General features: G+C 65.0%; 20 protein-coding genes. 3 read left to right on the top strand and 17 right to left on the bottom strand.

Features of this window, described 5'->3' with window-relative positions:
* Positions 1-46 precede the first annotated feature (46 nt).
* Positions 47-1,438, bottom strand: a complete 1,392-nt coding sequence (hemN, locus tag IAI53_RS01470) for an oxygen-independent coproporphyrinogen III oxidase (protein ID WP_187716393.1) — start codon at positions 1,436-1,438, stop codon at positions 47-49.
* A 117-nt stretch (positions 1,439-1,555) separates the two neighbouring features.
* Here hemN and fnr point away from each other — a divergent pair, with 117 nt between their 5' ends.
* Entirely contained in the window at positions 1,556-2,296 is a 741-nt protein-coding gene (gene fnr / locus IAI53_RS01465) for a fumarate/nitrate reduction transcriptional regulator Fnr (protein WP_187717909.1), read from the top strand.
* Between the two features lie 63 nt (positions 2,297-2,359).
* On the opposite strand, the gene IAI53_RS01460 is transcribed toward fnr, so the two are convergent.
* Genes IAI53_RS01460 through IAI53_RS01450 form a run of 3 tightly spaced genes read right to left on the bottom strand, consistent with a single transcriptional unit; the run spans position 2,360 to position 4,515 of the window.
* Positions 2,360-2,893, bottom strand: coding sequence for a hemerythrin domain-containing protein (locus IAI53_RS01460; protein ID WP_187716392.1), 534 nt, complete (start codon positions 2,891-2,893; stop codon positions 2,360-2,362).
* A gap of 1 nt (position 2,894) precedes the next feature.
* Positions 2,895-3,290 carry a SirB2 family protein gene (locus IAI53_RS01455; protein ID WP_187716391.1) on the bottom strand — a complete coding sequence of 132 codons (396 nt, stop codon included), beginning with the start codon at positions 3,288-3,290 and terminating at the stop codon, positions 2,895-2,897.
* A gap of 4 nt (positions 3,291-3,294) precedes the next feature.
* Positions 3,295-4,515 (bottom strand): NnrS family protein, encoded by a 1,221-nt coding sequence (locus IAI53_RS01450; protein WP_187716390.1) that lies wholly within the window; start codon positions 4,513-4,515, stop codon positions 3,295-3,297.
* 69 nt (positions 4,516-4,584) lie between these two features.
* Between IAI53_RS01450 and IAI53_RS01445 the strand changes: the two genes are divergently transcribed.
* The gene (locus IAI53_RS01445) at positions 4,585-5,271 is read left to right on the top strand and encodes a Crp/Fnr family transcriptional regulator (RefSeq protein WP_187716389.1); all 687 of its coding nucleotides are present in this window, start codon (positions 4,585-4,587) and stop codon (positions 5,269-5,271) included.
* Between the two features lie 99 nt (positions 5,272-5,370).
* Here IAI53_RS01445 and IAI53_RS01440 read toward each other — a convergent pair whose 3' ends face one another.
* Positions 5,371-7,104 carry a PHA/PHB synthase family protein gene (locus IAI53_RS01440; protein ID WP_225433108.1) on the bottom strand — a complete coding sequence of 578 codons (1,734 nt, stop codon included), beginning with the start codon at positions 7,102-7,104 and terminating at the stop codon, positions 5,371-5,373.
* Between the two features lie 86 nt (positions 7,105-7,190).
* The gene (locus IAI53_RS01435; RefSeq protein WP_187716388.1) at positions 7,191-8,600 is read right to left on the bottom strand and encodes an MBL fold metallo-hydrolase RNA specificity domain-containing protein; all 1,410 of its coding nucleotides are present in this window, start codon (positions 8,598-8,600) and stop codon (positions 7,191-7,193) included.
* 124 nt (positions 8,601-8,724) lie between these two features.
* On the opposite strand from IAI53_RS01435, the gene IAI53_RS01430 reads away from it, so the two are divergent.
* Positions 8,725-9,168, top strand: coding sequence for a universal stress protein (locus tag IAI53_RS01430; RefSeq protein ID WP_187716387.1), 444 nt, complete (start codon positions 8,725-8,727; stop codon positions 9,166-9,168).
* Positions 9,169-9,224: 56 nt separating this feature from the next.
* On the opposite strand, the gene IAI53_RS01425 is transcribed toward IAI53_RS01430, so the two are convergent.
* From IAI53_RS01425 to IAI53_RS01375, 11 genes are all read right to left on the bottom strand, one after another.
* Complete coding sequence (locus IAI53_RS01425) at positions 9,225-9,479, bottom strand: hypothetical protein (protein ID WP_187716386.1); 255 nt, start codon at positions 9,477-9,479, stop codon at positions 9,225-9,227.
* A 30-nt stretch (positions 9,480-9,509) separates the two neighbouring features.
* Positions 9,510-9,659, bottom strand: a complete 150-nt coding sequence (locus IAI53_RS01420) for a DUF3149 domain-containing protein (RefSeq protein WP_187716385.1) — start codon at positions 9,657-9,659, stop codon at positions 9,510-9,512.
* Between the two features lie 29 nt (positions 9,660-9,688).
* Positions 9,689-10,183, bottom strand: coding sequence for a FixH family protein (locus IAI53_RS01415; protein ID WP_225433107.1), 495 nt, complete (start codon positions 10,181-10,183; stop codon positions 9,689-9,691).
* A 25-nt stretch (positions 10,184-10,208) separates the two neighbouring features.
* Positions 10,209-11,636, bottom strand: coding sequence for a cytochrome c oxidase accessory protein CcoG (ccoG, locus tag IAI53_RS01410; RefSeq protein ID WP_187716383.1), 1,428 nt, complete (start codon positions 11,634-11,636; stop codon positions 10,209-10,211).
* Positions 11,637-11,728: 92 nt separating this feature from the next.
* Complete coding sequence (gene ccoP / locus IAI53_RS01405) at positions 11,729-12,625, bottom strand: cytochrome-c oxidase, cbb3-type subunit III (protein WP_187716382.1); 897 nt, start codon at positions 12,623-12,625, stop codon at positions 11,729-11,731.
* Complete coding sequence (locus IAI53_RS01400) at positions 12,618-12,806, bottom strand: cbb3-type cytochrome oxidase subunit 3 (protein WP_187716381.1); 189 nt, start codon at positions 12,804-12,806, stop codon at positions 12,618-12,620. The genes ccoP and IAI53_RS01400 overlap by 8 nt, the downstream gene beginning before the upstream one ends.
* Positions 12,807-12,823: 17 nt before the next feature.
* On the bottom strand, positions 12,824-13,459 hold the full coding sequence (gene ccoO / locus IAI53_RS01395) for a cytochrome-c oxidase, cbb3-type subunit II (protein WP_187716380.1): 636 nt from the start codon (positions 13,457-13,459) through the stop codon (positions 12,824-12,826).
* 15 nt (positions 13,460-13,474) lie between these two features.
* The gene (ccoN, locus tag IAI53_RS01390; RefSeq protein ID WP_187716379.1) at positions 13,475-14,899 is read right to left on the bottom strand and encodes a cytochrome-c oxidase, cbb3-type subunit I; all 1,425 of its coding nucleotides are present in this window, start codon (positions 14,897-14,899) and stop codon (positions 13,475-13,477) included.
* 367 nt (positions 14,900-15,266) lie between these two features.
* Complete coding sequence (ccoS, locus tag IAI53_RS01385) at positions 15,267-15,515, bottom strand: cbb3-type cytochrome oxidase assembly protein CcoS (RefSeq protein WP_187716378.1); 249 nt, start codon at positions 15,513-15,515, stop codon at positions 15,267-15,269.
* Between the two features lie 14 nt (positions 15,516-15,529).
* Positions 15,530-18,007 (bottom strand): heavy metal translocating P-type ATPase, encoded by a 2,478-nt coding sequence (locus IAI53_RS01380; protein ID WP_187716377.1) that lies wholly within the window; start codon positions 18,005-18,007, stop codon positions 15,530-15,532.
* 179 nt (positions 18,008-18,186) lie between these two features.
* Positions 18,187-18,954 carry a 3-hydroxyacyl-CoA dehydrogenase gene (locus tag IAI53_RS01375; RefSeq protein WP_187716376.1) on the bottom strand — a complete coding sequence of 256 codons (768 nt, stop codon included), beginning with the start codon at positions 18,952-18,954 and terminating at the stop codon, positions 18,187-18,189.
* Between the last annotated feature and the right edge of the window lie 261 nt (positions 18,955-19,215).

The raw sequence follows: 19,215 nt of genomic DNA, 5'->3' as shown, positions 1-19,215 counted from the left end.
CCGGAAGATGCATCAGGGCAGGCATTCTACGCCGCGCGGGGCGGGATCAGATCACCTTGGAGTAGCGCGCCCGCTCGCGGTCGGCGCGCAGGTAGCGGTCGAACACCATGGCGATGCCGCGCACCAGCAGCCGCCCCGGGGGCAGCACGCTGATCCAGTCGTCCTCGATCTTCAGCAGGCCGGCCTTCTCCATCTCGCGCAGGTCGGCGAGTTCCTCGGCGAAGTATTCCTTGAAGTCGATCAGGTGGGCGATCTGGATGGACTCGATCGACACCTCGAAATGGCACATCAGCGCCTGGATGATCGCGCGGCGCAGCAGGTCGTCGGCGGTAAGCTCGATGCCGCGCAGCACCGGCAACTCGTCCTGGTCGAGGATGTCGTAGTACTCGTCCAGGGTCTTGACGTTCTGCGCGTAGGTCGGCCCCACCTTGCTGATCGCCGACACCCCGAAGGCCAGCAGGTCGCACTCGGCGTGGGTGGAGTAGCCCTGGAAGTTGCGGTGCAGCCGCCCCTGGCGCTGGGCGATGGTGAGCTCGTCGTCCGGCTTGGCGAAGTGGTCCATGCCGATGTACACATAGCCCGCCTCGGTGAGCCGGCGGATGGCCAGTTGCAGGATCTGCAGCTTGGTGTCGGCGGTGGGCATGTCCACCGAGTTGATGCGGCGCTGCGGCTTGAACAGCTGCGGCAGGTGCGCGTAGCTGTAGAGCGAGATGCGGTCGGGAGAGATCTCCAGCACCTGCTCCAGCGTGCGGTTGAAGCTGATGATGTTCTGCTTGGGCAGGCCGTAGATCAGGTCCATGGACACCGACTTGAAGCCGGTGGCGCGCGCGGCGTCGACCACCAGCTTGGTCTCGTCGAAGCTCTGCACGCGGTTGACCGCGACCTGCACGTCATGGGCGAAATCCTGCACGCCGACGCTCATGCGGTTGAAGCCGAGGTTGGAGAGCATCTCGACGGTATCGAAGTCCACCTTGCGCGGGTCGACCTCGATGGAATACTCGCCGTTGGGCACCAGCGTGAAGTGCTGGCGCACCGAGTCCATCAGCTGGTGCATTTCCTCGTGCGACAGGAAGGTGGGCGTGCCGCCCCCCAGGTGCAGCTGGGTAACCTGCCGGCTGCCGCCCAGACAGGCGGCCTGCATCTCGATCTCCTTGGCCAGGTACTTGAGGTACTTGGCCGAGCGCCCGTGATCCTTGGTGATGATCTTGTTGCAGGCGCAGTAGTAACAGATCGTGTTACAGAAAGGGATGTGGAAGTATAATGAAAGCGGTTTGCCGAGACCGCCCACTGCCCGCTTGGCGAGCCAGTCGCGCAAGGCCTTGGCGTCAAAGGCTTCGACGAAGCGATCCGCCGTCGGGTAGGACGTATAGCGCGGCCCGTTGATGTCGAAGCGGCGGATCAACTGGGTGTCGAAGACGAGTTCTTTCTGATTGCTCATGGTCGTACGGGGCGGCAGTCTGTTCCGTAAGATCGCAGAAAGCCGTAGTTTTGTGGTTGACGTGGATCAACGAGGCTCCGTTGATCCCGGTGAGAGACGGAGCTGTTTATCTTGCAAATGAAGGCGACGGTGCCGATCTCTGTGGCAAACCTCAAGGCCGCCTGCTCTCAGTGTAACCTGCAGGAGCTGTGCCTGCCGTTCGGGATGTCGGAAAACGAGATCGACCGCCTGGACGAACTGGTGGGCGCCCGTCGCAAGATCAAGCGTCAGCAGCACCTGTACCGCGCCGGCGACCTCTTCGAGGCGATCTACGCGATCCGCGCCGGCTCCTTCAAGACCGACGTGCTGCTCGAAGACGGCCGCGAGCAGGTCACCGGTTTCCAGATGACCGGCGAGATCCTCGGTCTGGACGGCATCAGCACCGAGTTCCACACCTGCAACGCGATCGCCCTGGAAGACAGCGAGGTCTGCGTAATCCCCTACGGCAAGCTGGAAGAACTCTCGCGCGAGGTCGAAGGCCTGCAGCATCAGTTCCACAAGGTCATGAGCCGCGAAATCGTACGCGACCACGGCGTGATGATGCTGCTCGGCTCGATGCGCGCGGAAGAACGCCTGGCGGCCTTCCTGCTCAACATGTCGCAGCGCTTCACCGCGCGCGGCTTCTCGGCGGCCGAGTTCCACCTGCGCATGACGCGCGAGGAGATCGGCTCTTATCTGGGCCTCAAGCTCGAAACCGTGTCACGCGCCTTCTCGCGCTTCCAGGAAGACGGTCTGGTGGCCGTGCAGCAGAAACACATCCGCATCCTGGACATCGCCGGCCTGAAAAAGCTGCTGCACCATCAACCGGCCGGCGGCTGAAGCGCGGAGCGAGCACCGCGCAACACCGCCATCGGCCCGCGCAGTAGGTTTATTCGCACATTCTCAGCCCTGACGCCGGCGGGCGACCATGGTCTCGCTCAAGGCGGCGACGTCCTCGTCAGTCAGCAGTTCGCGGGCGTAGGGCAACAATTCGCCTTCCTCGCGGGCGATGTGCTGATGGTAGCGGCTGGCGAATTCCTCGACCTGCTCCGCGGTCAGCTCTGCCGCTTCTCCCTGTGCAATCGCCGCCAGACGTTCGCGCATGAGCGCCCAGGCGGCGAACATGCGCTGATGGTCGGCGAGGATCCAGTCGATCAGCGCCTGCAGCTGCGCGCGACGCGGCGCATCGACCCGTGCGAGCAGCACCGGAAAGAGATCGTCTTCCTCGTCCATGTGGTGATTGACCGCAGCCAGGTCGAAGTAGCGCATCACCGCGCTCGCCGCCTGCTGTGCCTGCTTGTCCGCACCATGAGCGGGCAGCCAGGCGGCCAGGCGGGCGAGCGTCTCGAGCTGCCCCTGCAGGCGGCCGTGACAGGCTTCCAGCATCTCGAGCGGGGTTTCGAATCCGGGTGCGACCGGGATCAGTGAATCGCTCATGTCAGTGAGCTCCTAAATAGACCAGAAAACCGGCGGGGCTCTTGAGCAGCGCCACGGACACTATCCACGCATAGACCGCCAGCGCCGCCAAGAACGCAGCCGCCCTGAGCGCCAGGGTGCGCCCGCGCCGCAAGGCCACCGCGCCAAGCACGATGTAGGCGAGCAGGCCGATGACCTTGGCCGTGACCCAGCCGGCGACGAAAGGGTACTGCCCGATCATCACCGCCATCGCGATGGCCGACAGCAGCAGCAGGCTGTCGACCACATGGGGCAGCACCCGGGTGAGACGATGTTCGAGCAGCGCACTGCCGGACAGCATCCACGCGCCGCGCAGCGTGAACCCGAGAATGCTCAGCACCACACAGGTCACATGCAGGTGTTTGAGTGCGAAATACATGGTCTTATCCCGGCCGTCCGTCGGCCCGCGGACGCAGGTAGATGGGCAGGTAGCGCAGCGCCCAGGTCACGAAGATGCCCAGCCAGCCGGCTACCGCGGCCAGCATCAGCCAGGGAGAGAGCACAGCGGGCGCAAGGTCGGCGAGGATGCGCAGCAGCACGACCCCCTGCATGGCGAGGAACAGCGACCAGGTCAGCTGGTCGGCCGCCAGCGGCTGGCCCGAATGGCCCAGGGTGACCCGCGACACCATGCCGAGCACGATGGAGCCGAAGAAGCCGATCCCCAGCGCGTGCAGCGGCGCCAGGCCCAGGCCGTACCAGCCGAGCTGGGCGCCCGCGGCCTGCGCTGCGGACAGCAGCAGGGCCACGCCCAGCCACGCGAAACCGATGTGCAGCATGCCCAGCAGGCGCACGCGCTGGGCAGCCACCGGTCGCCAGCGGATGCACAGCCACAGCGCGACCAGACCGGCCGGCAGATCGACGACCCAGCGCCAGCCGCCGAGTTCGGCCATGCCGAGCGCGCCATGGACGAAACTCGCCCCCAGCATCAGCAACAGCGCCCAGCGCGGACGGACGATGACGTAGTCCGGAATGATGTTGCTGGAGAAAAAGGGCACCATGCGGTGGCAGACCGAGAAGAACACCGGCAGCAGGAACCACCACACGCCGGCCTCGATACCCACGCGCGCCCAGCCTGCCCCGCCGCCGAGCGCGAACACCAGCCAGGCGAAGATGCTCAACCCGCCGCCCGCCACACCCAGCCAGGTGGCCCGGGCGTGCAGCGGGTCGGGCTGGGAACGGAAGGCCACCCGCCACAGCACCGCGGCAAGCCTGGCCCAGCCGTACAGCACCCCGGCGAGGCCCGCGGCGAGCAAGGGCGCGAACCACAGGCCCGGGATCACCGCCGCCCAGCCGAGCGCGAGAATGCGCCAGGCGCCCAGCCACTGCTGCGGAGCGATGTCACCCATGCTCTGCCAGCGCGGCATCGCGGTGAACAGGAAGCCGAAGATGAAGAAGGGAAACACGCCTCCGACGGTCAGCAGCGCATGCCCCCAGCCCGGCGGCAGCGCCCACCCGAGCGCAGGAAGGAGCCCCGCCCGGGCGCCGAGCTCGACGGCCCAGAGCAGGAAGACGAGCAGCAGCATCACGCCGCCGGACAGGAACATGGCCCGGTGGGGCGCGAAGAACAGCGGACGACCCGCAGCGGCCGGTGAAGAAACTGCCATGCCTGCTCACCTCAACATGCCTGCCCCATCTTGGGGCGGGCTAGAATGTACGAAAAACGGAGATCACCCATGCCCATTCCTTCCCAGGACATCCCCGACCTGCTGCGTCTCGTGCCTCTCTTCGGCGAACTGTCGGACGAAGACATCGAGCGCGTGTCCCGCTTTACCCGCGAGAAGCGCCTGGAAAAGGGCGAAGTGCTCTTCCAGCGCGGCGATCAGGCGCACGGCTTCTACTTCGTCGTCACCGGCCAGGTGAAGCTCGCGTTCTCCTCGGCGCAGGGCAACGAGAAGGTGGTCGAGGTCATCGGCCCGCAGCAGAGCTTCGGCGAGGCGGTGATGTTCATGAGCCGCCCCTACCCGGTGTTCGCCGAGGCGCTGGTCGACACGCAACTGCTGCACATCGGCCAGAGCGTGGTCTCCGAGCTGATCGACCAGGATTCGTCCTTCGCGCGCAAGCTGCTCGCCGGCATGGCGATCCGCCTGCACAGCATGGTGCGCGACGTGGAAACCTATTCCCTGCGCTCCAGCACCCAGCGCGTCATCGGCTACCTGCTGCAACAGTCGGACGAATCCGACGGCGGCGGGCGCGAGTTCGACCTGGCCGTCAGCAAGCAGGTCATCGCCTCACGCCTGAACCTGACCCCGGAGACCCTGTCGCGCATCTTCCACGACCTCTCAGAAGCCGGTCTCGTCACCGTGCGCGGCAAGCACATCACCCTGCACGATCCCGCTCGCCTGGCGCGCTATCAGAACTGAAGGCGTGTCGAAGGCTGCACGGAAACCAGGACGTAATTGTCCGCGGCCGCGCCGCGGCAGCCTTGACAGCGGTCAAGTGGGAACCGGCGGGGAAGGGATTCAGCGCTCCAGCACGTAGGTGCCGGGGGCCGCGGCCAGCGCCGGCATGTCCTTGCTGGCCGCCGGGCGGGCGTCGACCAGTTCGCCGCAGCGCGGCTTGAGCCAGGCCATCCAGTCTTCCCACCAGCTGCCGGCATGCTCCTCGGCGCGCGCCTGCCAGGCCTCCGCCGGTTCGGTGCGATGTGCATCGGCGACCCAGTACTTGCGCTTGGGCGGCGTGACCGGTGGATTGACGATACCGAGGATGTGGCCCGAGCTCGACAGCACGAAGCGCTTCGCACCGCCCACGTGGTGGTTGACCTTGTAGGTCTGCAGCCACGGGGCGATGTGGTCGTCTTCGGCCGACACCGCGTACAAGGGCTGGACGATGCGGCCGAGGTCCAAGGGCTCGCCGGCAACCTTGAGCGCGTCGGCCTGCACCAGGCGGTTGTGCAGGTAGAGCTCCTGCAGATACCAGGCGTGCATGCGGAACGGCATGCGGGTGGTGTCCATGTTCCAGTACAGCACGTCGAAGGGCGGCGGGGCCTCTCCGTACAGCCAGCCGTTCACCACGTAGTGCCAGATCAGGCTGTTCGAACGCAGCAGGCGGAAGGACGCGGCCATCTCCTTGCCGTCGAGATAGCCCTGGCGCGCCATGTTCCGGGTGATGTAGCGGATGCTGGCCTCGTCGACGAAGACCTCGATGTCGCCGGGTTTGTGGAAATCCACCAGGGTGGTGAACAGCGTCCAGTCGCCCACCGGCACCTCGTCGGCCTTGTAGCGCCGGTTGGCCCAGGCCATGTACATGCTCAGCGCGGTGCCGCCGATGCAGTAGCCGACCGCATGCACCTGCCTGGCCCCGGTGAAGCGGCGCGCCGCCTCCACCGCCGCATGGACGCCGTCCTCCAGGTAGTCGTCGAAGCCGACCTCGCGCATCGAGGCATCGGGGTTCTTCCAGCTGGTGATGAACACGTCCAGCCCCTGGTCCAGCAGGTAGCGGATCATGCTCTTGCGGGGCACCAGGTCGAGGATGTAGAACTTGTTGATCCACGGCGTGACGATCACCACCGGCTCGGCATGCACCTTGGGCAGGGTGGGCGCATAGTGGATCACCTCCAGCAGGCGGTTGCGGAACACCACTGCGCCGGGGGTGGTGGCCAGGTTCTCGCCTACGGTGAAATCCTCGGGCGAGGTCATGCGCACGTTGCCGGCCCGCAGGTCGCCGAGGAAGTTCTGGAAGCCTTTCACCAGGCTCTCGCCGTTGCTCTCCATCGCCTTGCGCAGGGCCACCGGGTTGGTCCACAGGAAGTTGGTCGGCGCCACCATGTTGAGCCACTTCCGCCACCAGAAGGCGGCCCGCCGGCGCTCCTTGCCGGACAGGCCCGGGGTCTCGTAGAGCATGTCCTGCAGGTGGTGGGTGAATGCCAGGTACCACTCCTTGGTCAGGTCCCAGCTCGGCGATTCGGTCCACACCGGATCGGCAAAGCGCGCGTCGTCGGCATTCGGCCGGATCGGGTCCTCGCTGGGCATGCCCAGGGCCCGCTTCCAGGTATGGGTCTGCAGGCGCCACAGGTCGGAAGACAGGCGCGCGAGGTGTTCGGCAAGTTCCTGGGGATGGGACAGCCAGGCGAGCTGGGCGTGGACGATGGGTGCCGCCATGCCCAGCGGATCGACACTGCCTTCGACGGTGTCATGGATCTGGCGGATCGTGCGCCGCAGGGTCTGGGGCGGTGTGGTTTTCGTGGAACGGCTCATGGTCTTACCTTCGATCGGTTGAGGGGTGGCCTCCGGCATGATTTGACCATGCGACCGGCCACTCTTGATGACAATTCCTTTGCACTTCAACGCAAGGGGTTCGGCTCCCCTGGCACGGGAAGGTTCACTTCGTGCCATCCGAGACGGCTCTCGATGGCGGTACGGAAGGCTTCCGCGGCACGCTGCTCACCATGGACCACGAAGGTCTGCCGCGGCGGGCGATGGAAATTGCCCAGCCAGGCGAGCAATGCGGACTGATCCGCATGCGCCGACAGCCCGCCTATCGTGTAGATGTCCGCATGAACGGGGACGCGCTCGCCGAACAGCGTCACGTAGCGCGCGCCCTCCACCAGGCGCCGGCCAAGCGATCCGGCGGCCTGGAAGCCGACGATGATGATCGAGCTTTCCCGGCGCGAAAGATTGTTGCGCAAGTGGTATTTGACCCGCCCCGCGTCACACATTCCGCTCGCGGAGATGATCACCAGCCCGTGGTGGCGGTCATTGAGCGCAATCGACTCCTCCACGTCCTGTACGAAGCGCACGCTGGCCCGCCCGGGGTGTTCGCGCATCCAGGCCAGCAAGCCCCGCGTCTCATCGTCCCACAGGTGGTCGTAGCGCAGGCTCAGCTCGGTCGTCGCGGCGGCCATCGGGGAATCGACGACGATCTCCAGGTTGCCGAGCCGCCCCTTGCGAACCAGGTCGGCGAGCACGAAGATCACCTCCTGGGTACGCCCCACCGCGAAGGCCGGGATGATGACGTTGCCACGCTTGACCTCCAGCGTATGCTGCATCGCGTGTACCAATTCGTCCTCGGTCTCCTTCATCGGCCTGTGCAAGCGGTCGCCATAGGTGGACTCGATGCACAAGTAGTCTGCTTCCGCGAGGGTCGCCGGGTCGCGCACCACAGGGCGGAAGGGCTGGCCGAGGTCGCCGGAGAACACCAGCTTGCGCACGCTGCCGCCCTGCTCCACGTCGAGTTCGATGATGGCCGAGCCGAGAATGTGGCCGGCATCGTGAAAGGTGCAGCGAAGCCCGGCGGCGGGTTCGAAGGGCTGCCCGTACGGGTGCGGGCGCAGGCGCTTGAGGCTGGCCTCCGCCTGCGCCACCGTGTAGAGCGGCGCAGCATCCCAGCCGCGACGGACATGGCGGGCGCGGTTGTGGCGGTTTGCCCATTCGGCTTCTTTCTCCTGGATATATGCCGCATCGAGCAGCATGATCTCCAGCAGATCGACCGTGGCAGCGGTTGCGTGGATCGCCCCCCTGTAGCCTAAGGCGACCAGCCGCGGAATCAGGCCGGAGTGGTCGAGGTGCGCGTGGGTCAGCAGCACGTAGTCGAGCGCTCGCAGGTCGAAGTCCAGCGCGCGCAGATTCTTGCGCGCCGCGCTCTTGCCGCCCTGGAACATGCCGCAGTCGATCAACCCGGTGCTGCGTTCGGAGCGCAGCCGGGCGCAGGAGCCGGTCACCTCGCCTGCCGCGCCGTGGAAGGTCAGTTCCATGTCGAGCCTCCAAGCTAATTTGCCAGCGGGCTGCCGCCGCAATGCGGTTGACGGCCGTCAACCCCGCTTGCCCCCGTGCGCTGGCTATAATCGTTCACCACCGTCAGAAGAAGGATACACCGTCATGTTCAAACACCTGCTCGTACCCACGGACGGATCTCCACTGTCCGACAGCACGGTTGCGCGTGCAGTCTCCTTCGCGCGCGATGCGGGCGCCCGGATTACCTTCTTTTACGCCCAGCCGGATTTTCCGATGCCGATCTACGGCGAAGGCGCACTGATCGATCCGACCACGCCGGAACAGTTCGCCAGATCCGCAGCGGAGGAAGCCAAACGGATTCTCGACAAGGCCAAGGGCACGGCCGACGCCGAGGGCGTCAACGCCGACACCGATACCACGGTGAACGAGGTGCCTTACGAGGCGATCATCGACGCGGCCGACCGCCATGGCTGCGATCTGATCTTCATGGCGTCGCACGGACGCCGCGGTATCGCCAGCCTGCTGCTGGGCAGCGAAACGCAGAAGGTGCTGACCCACAGCAAGACGCCGGTACTGGTCTATCGCTGAAAGGCCGCGCAACGGCGCAAAAAGAAGAATGGCCCGCATGTGCGGGCCATTTTTCCTTATCGCGCAGGCCCTTTCTGGCCCGTGCGGTTCAGTTCCTCGGCAGGCCGCTGAAGAAACACCGTGGTCAGGCTCGACGCGGCGCACACCAGCCAGAAGCCGAAGAAACCGATGGAATAGGTGGCGAGCTCCGACAGATGCACCGGCTCACCGAACCAGTAGAGTTCCTGGGGTGAAACGACGGTAAAGAAGACTGCCTCGGCAATACCTGCCACCAGGAACGATGGCCACAACACCTGTATCCACTTCAACACGGCACGCCTCCTATACCGACTAGACGGAACTCAACCCTGATTGGTCTCCGCTCGCTTGGCGTCCTCGGCAATATGACGCTTCGCGAAGCGGTAGATGTATGCGCCCATCACGACGACGAAACCGATCGTGAACAGGCTCAGCAGACCGATATCGGTGGTGAACAGTTCATTCCAGGCCATGCTACTTCTCCTTCTACAGTTGACGGGATTTACGAACCGGATGGATCGATCCTTATTTCCGTCTCTGTCGGGAGGTATGCGGCCCCGTTCATTCTCCAGCTGCGGGACTCGTCTTCTATCTGAAACAACCAGCGCCCCGCATGCAGGGGCGCGATCACGCCGGTGAACGTACCGCCGTGGCGACGCAGGACCAGCTCCTGGTCCATGCCGCCACGGGTGGGATGCGCGATCGTCAGGTGTATCGTATCGGGCACGCTGGCGGGATCGGCTGCGGCGACATTCACCGTCAGCGAATCGTCGCGAATCGACAGGCCGGCGCTCAGGCCCAGCTTGCCGGCGAGCGCGAGCCGGTCGATGGTCATGACGATCGCCCGCCCTTCCTTGTAGTAGTCATCGACCACCAGACCATCCCAGGTCTTGATCGAGATCACCAGGAAGATCACCCCGGTGACGATGGCCGTGCCGGGGATGGCCAGGATGAACCAAGGCCAGAACTGCTTGTACCAGGGCTCGGGCTTGTGCATGGTCGAGGTTGCCGTACTCATATGATCAGTGGGGCATCAGGAAGGTTGTTTCTTCGCGGGCGGCCACCGATGCGTCATCCGTGGCGTTGACCTCGAAGTAGAGATGATTGGCACCCGGCCGCCCCGAACTGGGCGGCACGACCACCTGCAGGGTGACCGCCTGGGTGGTCGCAGCGGGCACGTCCACACGAGTTTCACCACGGATCTCGGCACCGTCCATCCCGGTCACCCGCAGGTCGAAGCTGCGAGGCGCCTCGGTCATGTTCATGACCTGCAGGCGGTAGACGTTCTGGATGTTGCCGTCGCTGAGCTCGGTGGCCAGCGAAGCACGGTCGCGGATGATGTCCACCCGCAGAGTAGACCGGGTTGCCAGCCCCCAGGCCAGCGCCACGCAGAACGCCGCCAGGATGCCACCATAGACCAGGGTTCGCGGCCGCATCACGTGGACGAGGATCTCGCGCATGCCCCAGTGCTTCTTCATCGCGTTCTCGGTGGAGTAGCGAATCAGGCCGCGCGGGTACTGCATCTTGTCCATCACCTGATCACAGGCGTCGATACAGGCGGCACAGCCGATGCACTCGTACTGCAGTCCCTGGCGGATGTCGATGCCGGTCGGGCACACCTGCACGCAGATGCCGCAATCAATGCAGTCGCCCTTGCCTGCCGCCTTGTAGTCAGAGCCCTTCTTGCGTGCGCCACGCGGTTCGCCGCGATCTTCGTCGTAGGTGATGACCAGCGTATCGGGGTCGAACATGACGCCCTGGAAGCGGGCGTACGGACACATGTACTTGCAAACCTGCTCGCGCAAGTGGCCGGCAAAGAGGTAGGTGAAAGCGCCGTAGAACAGGATCCAGAACAGTTCCCACGGGCCGAAGCTGAAGCTCGCAGCGGACTGGAGGAGCTCATCGACCGGAGAGAAATAGGCGACGAAGGTGAAGCCGGTCCACAGCGCAACCAGCGCCCAGATCGCGTACTTCGTCCCGCGCAGGCCCAGCTTGCGCGCGTTCAGGGGCGACTTGTCGAGCTTGATGCGGGCGTTGCGGTCGCCTTCGATCTTCTCCTCGATCCACATGAAGATCTCGGTGTAGACCGTCTGCGGACAGGCATAGCCGCACCACAGGCGTCCGGCGATCGCGGTGAAGAAGAACAGCGCGTAGGCTGAGATGATGAGCAGGATGGCAAGGTAAAACACATCCTGCGGCCAGAAGACCCAGCCGAACACGTAGAACTTGCGTTCGGTGAGATGGAACAGCACCGCCTGCCGGTCATTCCATTGCAGCCACGGCAGGCCGTAGTAAAGCAGTTGGGTGAACCACACCAGCGCCCATCGCCACGTAGCGAACACACCGGTGGTCGACCGCACCTGGAGCTTCTTGCGTGCGGCATAGAAGGTATCTTGGTCCTGCGGCTCAGGTGCGCCGGCAGGTTGAGGCTGGGGGGCTGTGCTGTTCATGATCGCTTTATTAGTGGATTCTTATTGTTTTGCTTCGAAATATCCCCGGGGTTTCCCCCGGGGACGGGTACTGCACGTTACCACGCAAGCGCTTACTGACCCTTGCTCAAGCTCAATACATATGCGGAAAGGATGTGCACCTTCGCCTCACCGAGGAACTCGCCGAAGGCCGGCATCTGGTTCTGACGGCCGTTGGTGATGGTTTCGATGATGGTTGCCTCGGACGAGCCATACAGCCAGGAGTCGTTGGTAAGGTTCGGCGCACCCAGCATCGGGTTGCCGGTGCCGTCGGCCTGGTGGCAGGCGACGCACTGCTGGTCGAACAGCTCCTTGCCGCGCTGGGCACGCAGGGAGTCGTGGGCCAGGCCGGACAGCGAACGCACGTAGTTGGCCACGTCCTTCACACCTTCACCACCCAGCGCCGGGCCGAACGGCGGCATGACGCCCATGCGGCCACCCATGATGGTGGTCTTGATGGTGTCGGGCTCGCCGCCCCAGTTCCACTCGGCATCGGTCAGGTTGGGGAAACCCCTGGCACCGGTCGCCGCGGAGCCGTGGCACTGCGCGCAATAGGTGAGGAACATGCGCTGGCCCATCGCGTTGGCTTCCGGATTGGCCGCCACCGCCATCAGGTCCTGCTCCAGATACTGGTTGAAGATCGGACCATAGCGTTCTTCCGCCTTGGCCATTTCGGTTTCGTACTGGCCGATCGAGCTCCAGTTGTACATGCCCTGCTTGTTGCCGAAGCCCGGGTAGATCGCCAGATACACCACCGCGAAGATGATGGTGATCCAGAACAGGTACAGCCACCACTTCGGCAGGGGGTTGTTGTACTCCTGCAGGGTTTCGTCCCAGACGTGGCCATGCAGCTCGACCTTCTGCGGCCGCTTGGTCATGTTGGTGATGAGAATGAACACACAGAACAGCAGGCTCAGGGCAACCAGGCCCATCACATACACGTTCCAGAAACCGCTAACAAAGTCAGCCATTTGCTTTTCCTTCCTTTCCGTGCCGGTCGGTCTCGACCGGCGGATCGTCATCGGTCAGAGGCAGCCGCGCCGCTTCATCGAAGCCCGCCTTGGCATGCTTGCTGTACGCCCAGGCGCAGATACCCAGGAAACACAGGAAGCCCAGGACGGTGACAATGATTCTCAGATCGTTCAATTCCACGGCGCGTCCTCAACCTCTTACCTTACGTTCTGCAGTGCGGTGCCCATACCCTGGAGGTAGGCGACCACCGCGTCCAGCTCGGTCAGACCTTCCACCGCGGCGGGCGCGGCGGCGATCTCTTCCTCGCTGTACTTGTGCAGGCCGACCATGTTGAGCGCGCGCATCTTGGCCTGGATGTCATCGACCTTGGCGGGACGATCCAGCCAGTAGTACGCGGGCATGTTGGACTCCGGCACCACGTCGCGCGGGTTCAGCAGGTGGACACGGTGCCATTCGTCGGAATAGCGGCCGCCGACACGATGCAGGTCCGGACCGGTACGCTTGGAGCCCCACTGGAACGGGTGGTCGTAGATGAACTCACCCGCCACCGAGTAGTGGCCATAGCGCTCGGTTTCGGCGCGGAAGGGACGGATCATCTGCGAGTGGCAGTTGTAGCAGCCTTCGCGGATGTAGATGTCGCGACCGACCAGGCGAACCGGATCGTAGGGCTTCACGTCGAGCGTGTTGCCCTTTTGGTCGATCGCCTGCGTGGTCGATTTCTGGAAGAACAGCGGAACGATCTCCACCAGACCACCGACGCTGACGGTCAGCAGGGTGAGGACGATCATCAGGAATACGCTGCGCTCGATTTTCTCGTGCTTCGATTGAGCCATGTTAGGTATCTCCGATTAGGCGTGAGCGGCAGCGGGGGCCACGACCGGGGCGTTGTATGCCTTCTCGCCGGCAATGGTCTTCAGCATGTTGTAGAACATGATGAGCATGCCGGAGAGGAAGAGCACGCCACCGACCAGACGGATGGTCCAGAACGGGTAGCTCGCCTTCACGCTTTCGACGAAGGAGTAGGTCAGGGTGCCGTCCGGGTTGGTGGCACGCCACATCAGGCCCTGCATCACGCCGGCAATCCACATTGAGGCGATGTAGAGCACCACGCCGATGGTCGCCACCCAGAAGTGGGTGTTGATCAGCTTGACGCTGTACATCTCGGTCTTGCCGTACAGGCGCGGCAGCAGGAAGTAGATCGAGCCGATCGACACCATGGCCACCCAGCCGAGCGCACCGGAGTGCACGTGGCCGACGGTCCAGTCGGTGTAGTGCGACAGCGCATTGACGGTCTTCACCGACATCATCGGGCCTTCGAAGGTCGACATGCCGTAGAAGGACAACGAGGTGATCAGGAACTTCAGGATCGGGTCGGTGCGCAGCTTATGCCAGGCGCCGGACAGGGTCATGATGCCGTTGATCATGCCACCCCAGGACGGTGCCAGCAGGATCAGCGAGAACAGCATGCCGACGGACTGGGTCCAGTCGGGCAGCGCGGTGTAGTGCAGGTGGTGCGGACCCGCCCACATGTAGGTGAAGATCAGCGCCCAGAAGTGCACCACCGACAGGCGGTAGGAGTACACCGGACGGTCGGCCTGCTTCGGCACGAAGTAGTACATCATGCCCAGGAAGCCGGCGGTCAGGAAGAAGCCGACCGCGTTGTGGCCGTACCACCACTGGATCATCGCGTCCTGCACGCCGGCGTAGGCGGAGTAGGACTTGGTCAGGCTGACCGGGATGGCAGCGCTGTTGACGATGTGCAGCAGGGCAACGGTGAGGATGAAGGCACCGAAGAACCAGTTGGCCACGTAGATGTGGGAGACCTTGCGCTTGACGATGGTGCCGAAGAACACCAGCGCGTAGGACACCCAGACCACCGCGATCAGCAGGTCGATCGGCCACTCGAGCTCGGCGTACTCCTTGCCGGAGGTGAAGCCGAGCGGCAGGGTGACGGCCGCAAGCACGATGATGAGTTGCCAGCCCCAGAACGTAAACGCCGCGAGACCGGGCGCGAACAGCGGGGTATGACAGGTCCGCTGGACCACGTAGTAGGACGTGGCGAACAGCGCGCAGCCACCGAATGCGAAGATCACCGCATTGGTGTGCAGCGGACGGAGACGGCCATACGACAGCCATTCATGAACGCTCAATTCGGGCCACACGAGCTGTGCTGCGACGATTACGCCGACCAGCATGCCCACGATGCCCCACACCACCGTCATGATGGCGAACTGGCGCACGACTTTGTAGTTATAAGTCGCTTGCGATTGCATGTGAGTCACCTCTTTGATTAAAAACCCCTTGTAGATCCCTCCGATTTCGCGGCAGCACCCCCGGAAATCGACCGGTGAAGGATACGCCGCGACCGGAACCTGAATTTGACGCAGATCAACATTGTATTGCAGCGCGGTAAGTCCGGAAAGCGCGCCAGCCAACGAATCGGGACAGTTTCGGGCTTGCGCCGGGCGAAAAAAAAGGGTGCGTATTGAACGCACCCCCAACCCCAACAGAGAGACAAAAATCCGGACGTCGCTGGCGCCCCGGCTCTTGCGGCTCACCAGCGAATAACCATGCGCGCAGTGTGCCTTACCCTGACGAAGCTGCGTTGACTTAAATCAAATTGCGCAGCTTTATCCGCCCTCAGTCGTGATTCCCGGACCTTTCCTGTCCATTCCGCAGCTGCTCGCCCGTCCGTGCGGCGGGACCATCCTCGGCCGCAGCGTCGGCCGCCGGCGGATCGCGATCGTCCATCAGCAGGCGATAGGCCGGCCCTTCCATGTCGTCGAACTGCCCCGAGCGCACCGACCACCAGAAAATCACGCCGATGACGAAGACCAGCACCACCGAGAGCGGGATGAGGATGTAGAGACTGCCAAGCAGATCGTCCATTGAGTACCTTGCTTTCAGGTGGCGCGCCGGGCGCCCTGCAGGCGCAGCGCGTTGAGGACGACCAGCAGGGAGCTCGCCGCCATGCCGATCCCGGCCATCCAGGGGGTGATCAATCCGAGCATGGCCAGCGGCACCGAGGTGAAGTTGTAGATGAAGGACCACCACAGGTTTTGCCGCACCACCGCCAGCGTGCGCCGCGACAGGCCGATGGCGCGCGACAGGCCTTCGAGGCTCTCGGAGAGCAGCACCACGTCGGCCTGGTTGCGCGCCAGGTCGGTGCCGCCGCCCATGGCGACCGACACATGCGCCTGCGCCAGCACCGGCGCGTCATTGACCCCGTCGCCCAGCATCGCCACCAGGGCGCCAGGTTCGCGCTGACGGGACTCGACCCAGGCCTGCTTGTCCTGCGGCGTCATCGCGGCATGCGCTTCGCCCGCCCCCACGCCTTGCGCGATCGCCTGCACCGCCGCCGGCGAATCGCCGGACAGGATGGCGGTCGGAATTCCCTCGCGGGCCAGGCGGGCAAAAAGATCGGGCGCGTCCTCGCGCACCGAATCGGCCAGGCGGAACAGCGCGATCCAGCCCGACTCGCCCCCCAGCGCCACCACGGTGGCCCCGTCCGCCTCCAGTTCCGCCACCGCATCCGGCACCGGCGCACCGGCAAGCTCGGCCACGAAAGGCGGACGGCCGATACGCAGCAACCGTCCGTCGACACGTCCTTCGACCCCCTGACCGGTCACCGAACGCAGTTCCTCGACCGCCGGCAGATCCAGGCCATCGGCGGCAAGACGCACGCCGGCGGCGATGGCATGCTCGGACGCCTGCTCGAGCGCACCGGCCAGGGCGCGCACGCCGGCCTCGTCGCTGTTGTCCAGCACCCTCACCCCATCGACCTGCATGCGCCCGTGAGTGAGCGTGCCGGTCTTGTCGAACACGTAGCGGTTGGCACCCGCCAGCGCCTCGATAGCGTGCCCGCGGGTGATCAGCACCCCCATGCGCGCCAGCGTGTCGGTGGCCACGGTGAGCGCGGTCGGGGTGGCCAGCGACAGGGCGCACGGGCAGGCCACCACCAGCACCGAGACGAACACCCACAGAGCGCGGTCGGGGTCCACGAACTGCCAGACGATGTAGGTGGTGGCGGCCAGCAGCAGCAGCGCGACGATGAACACCCGCGCCACCCGGTCTGACTGGGTGGCGATGCGCGGCTTCTCCGCCGCGGCGCGATCCATCAACTGGCGGATGGCCGCCAGCCGGGTCGAATCGCCGACCTTCCGCACCTCGACCAGCAGCGGGCTGGCAACGTTGATGCTGCCGCCGGTGACATCCGCGCCGGCAGCCTTGGGCACCGGACGGCTCTCCCCGGTGAGCAAGGCCTCGTTGGCCTCGCTCGTGCCCTCGACCACCATGCCGTCGGCCGGAATCACCTCGCCGGGACGCACCCTCACCCGGTCGCCCGGCACCAGCTGCGATACCGGCACCTTGTCCACCGCGCCGTCGGCGGCGAGGCGCTCGGCGAAGGCCGGCAGCACCTTGCCGAGTTCCTCCACGCCGCGCACCGCCTTCTGCCGCGCCAGCATCTCCAGATAGCGCCCGCACAGCAGGAAGAACACGAACATGGTCACCGAGTCGAAATACACCTCGGGGCCGTGCACCAGCGTCGCCCACACACTGGCGGCGAAGGCGCTGCCGACGCCGAGCGCCACCGGCACGTCCATCCCCAGGCGGCGCAGGCGGAAGTCACGCAGGGCGCGCTGGAAGAAGGGCGCTGCGGAATAGAACACCACCGGCAGGGTCAGCACCAGGCTCGCCCAGCGCATCAACTGCTCGATGTCGGCGGTCATGTTGCCTTCGCCTGCCACATAGGCCGGGATGGCGTACATCATCACCTGCATCATGCCGAAGCCGGCGACGAACACCCGCCACAGCATGGAGCGGCGCTCGCGGTGGGCGACCTGCTCGGAGCGCTCGGCGTCGTAGGGATAGGCGCGATAGCCGATGGCCTGCACCGCGGCGAGGATGTCCGAGAGCTTGATCTCGCGCTCGTCCCAGCGCACCCGCGCACGCCGCGTGGCGTAGTTGATGTCGATGCCGCGCACCCCGGGCTGGCGTGCCACGTGCTGCTCGTTGAGCCACACGCAGGCCGCACAGGTGATGCCTTCGAGAATCAGCGAGGCCTCGCGCTCATGCTCGCCCACCGGCCGCACGAAGCTCTTCTGGAAGTCCGGGTGGTCGAACAGGCCGAGCTCCTGCAGTTCCTGCGGCATCGCCTCACGGCGCGACTCGGGCATCGCATCGCGGTGGCGGTAATACTCGGTGAGCTGATTGTCGACGATGGACTGCGCCACCGCTTCGCAGCCGACGCAGCACATGCGCCGCGCGCGGCCGTCGATCTTCACGTAGTGCCGGGTTTCGGGCGGGATGGGCAGCCCGCAGTGGTAGCAGTCCGCGTCCTCGACGAGGGCGGGCGGAGCGGTTTCGCTGACAGTGTTCATTGACCGGGGACAAGGCGCCCGCACCGTCCTTGTGGAAAGACCGGGTCGGGAAAATGGGGAAGCGCACTTTTAGCACATTTCCCACCCCTGACCAATGCGGTGCAGCAAAGGTTCAGCAGATGGCAAAACGGCCGGGTCTGCGCAGCATCGCGCAGCCCGGCCGCCGTCATGCAAACGCCTTACTTGGCCGCCATGCGGATCGCGCCGTCCAGGCGGATCACCTCGCCGTTGAGGTAGCTGTTCTCGATGATGTGGCGCACCAGCGCGGCGTACTCCGCCGGCTTGCCCAGGCGCGAGGGGAAAGGAACCATCTTGCCGAGCGAATCCTGCACCTCCTGCGGCATGCCCATCAGCATCGGGGTCTCCATGATCCCCGGGGCGATGGTCATCACGCGGATGCCGAAGCGCGACAGCTCGCGAGCCACCGGCAGGGTCAGGCCGACGATGCCGGCCTTGGAGGCCGCGTAGGCGGCCTGGCCGATCTGGCCGTCGAAGGCCGCCACCGAGGCGGTGCTGACGATCACCCCGCGCTCGCCGCCCTCGTCGGCTTCCGCCTTGGTCATCACCTCCGCCGCCAGGCGCATCATGTTGAAGCTGCCCACCAGGTTGATGTTCACGGTGCGCGAGAAGGACTCCAGACGGTGTGCGCCCTCGCGCCCCACCACCTTCTCGGCCGGCGCCACGCCGGCGCAGTTGATCAGCCCGTGCAGGCCGCCGAAGCCGCTCACCGCGCGGTCGATGGCTGCCTTGGCGCTGGCCTCGTCGGTAACGTCGGTCTTGACGAAGGCCGCCGCGGCGCCCAGTTCGGCCGCGACCTGCTCGCCGGCCTCGGCGTTGACGTCGGCCAGCACCACCTTGGCGCCGGCCGCCACCAGCATGCGCGCGGTTGCCGCGCCCAGGCCGGAGCCGCCGCCGGTGACCACGAATACCTTGTTGTCGATCTTCATTGCTTTCTCCTCCTGGGTTCGGATGGCTGAATCGGATACTGCGCGGACGATAGTGTACGTTGACGTAAACGTCAACGCGATGACACCCCTGCCCCGCACCGCCCGGCCCAAAGCAAAAAGGGCAGCCCGCATGGGCTGCCCTTTTCACCTCGTCTGGTGCCGGCAAGAGGAGTCGAACCCCCGACCTTCGCATTACGAAATCGCAAAACACGGCGTTTATTGGGGTTAGGGCGCATACACATAATATCGTTATGTAATTGT

The organism is Thauera sedimentorum, assembly GCF_014489115.1.
In the GTDB taxonomy this organism is placed as follows: domain Bacteria; phylum Pseudomonadota; class Gammaproteobacteria; order Burkholderiales; family Rhodocyclaceae; genus Pseudothauera; species Pseudothauera sedimentorum.
Note: the sequence above shows the minus strand (reverse complement) of the source record. Positions and strands in the feature narration are given on the sequence as shown.

What these genes read in the sequence shown, in the direction of transcription:
- IAI53_RS01430 (WP_187716387.1), top strand. Translation starts at nt 8,725, where the DNA reads ATGTTCAAACACCTGCTCGTACCCACGGACGGATCTCCACTGTCCGAC.
- IAI53_RS01380 (WP_187716377.1), bottom strand. Translation starts at nt 18,007, where the DNA reads ATGAACACTGTCAGCGAAACCGCTCCGCCCGCCCTCGTCGAGGACGCG.
- fnr (WP_187717909.1), top strand. Translation starts at nt 1,556, where the DNA reads ATGAAGGCGACGGTGCCGATCTCTGTGGCAAACCTCAAGGCCGCCTGC.
- ccoO (WP_187716380.1), bottom strand. Translation starts at nt 13,459, where the DNA reads ATGGCTCAATCGAAGCACGAGAAAATCGAGCGCAGCGTATTCCTGATG.
- IAI53_RS01420 (WP_187716385.1), bottom strand. Translation starts at nt 9,659, where the DNA reads ATGGCCTGGAATGAACTGTTCACCACCGATATCGGTCTGCTGAGCCTG.
- ccoN (WP_187716379.1), bottom strand. Translation starts at nt 14,899, where the DNA reads ATGCAATCGCAAGCGACTTATAACTACAAAGTCGTGCGCCAGTTCGCC.
- IAI53_RS01455 (WP_187716391.1), bottom strand. Translation starts at nt 3,290, where the DNA reads ATGTATTTCGCACTCAAACACCTGCATGTGACCTGTGTGGTGCTGAGC.
- hemN (WP_187716393.1), bottom strand. Translation starts at nt 1,438, where the DNA reads ATGAGCAATCAGAAAGAACTCGTCTTCGACACCCAGTTGATCCGCCGC.
- ccoP (WP_187716382.1), bottom strand. Translation starts at nt 12,625, where the DNA reads ATGGCTGACTTTGTTAGCGGTTTCTGGAACGTGTATGTGATGGGCCTG.
- ccoS (WP_187716378.1), bottom strand. Translation starts at nt 15,515, where the DNA reads ATGGACGATCTGCTTGGCAGTCTCTACATCCTCATCCCGCTCTCGGTG.
- IAI53_RS01415 (WP_225433107.1), bottom strand. Translation starts at nt 10,183, where the DNA reads ATGCACAAGCCCGAGCCCTGGTACAAGCAGTTCTGGCCTTGGTTCATC.
- IAI53_RS01445 (WP_187716389.1), top strand. Translation starts at nt 4,585, where the DNA reads ATGCCCATTCCTTCCCAGGACATCCCCGACCTGCTGCGTCTCGTGCCT.
- IAI53_RS01435 (WP_187716388.1), bottom strand. Translation starts at nt 8,600, where the DNA reads ATGGAACTGACCTTCCACGGCGCGGCAGGCGAGGTGACCGGCTCCTGC.
- IAI53_RS01450 (WP_187716390.1), bottom strand. Translation starts at nt 4,515, where the DNA reads ATGGCAGTTTCTTCACCGGCCGCTGCGGGTCGTCCGCTGTTCTTCGCG.
- IAI53_RS01440 (WP_225433108.1), bottom strand. Translation starts at nt 7,104, where the DNA reads ATGAGCCGTTCCACGAAAACCACACCGCCCCAGACCCTGCGGCGCACG.
- ccoG (WP_187716383.1), bottom strand. Translation starts at nt 11,636, where the DNA reads ATGAACAGCACAGCCCCCCAGCCTCAACCTGCCGGCGCACCTGAGCCG.
- IAI53_RS01460 (WP_187716392.1), bottom strand. Translation starts at nt 2,893, where the DNA reads ATGAGCGATTCACTGATCCCGGTCGCACCCGGATTCGAAACCCCGCTC.
- IAI53_RS01375 (WP_187716376.1), bottom strand. Translation starts at nt 18,954, where the DNA reads ATGAAGATCGACAACAAGGTATTCGTGGTCACCGGCGGCGGCTCCGGC.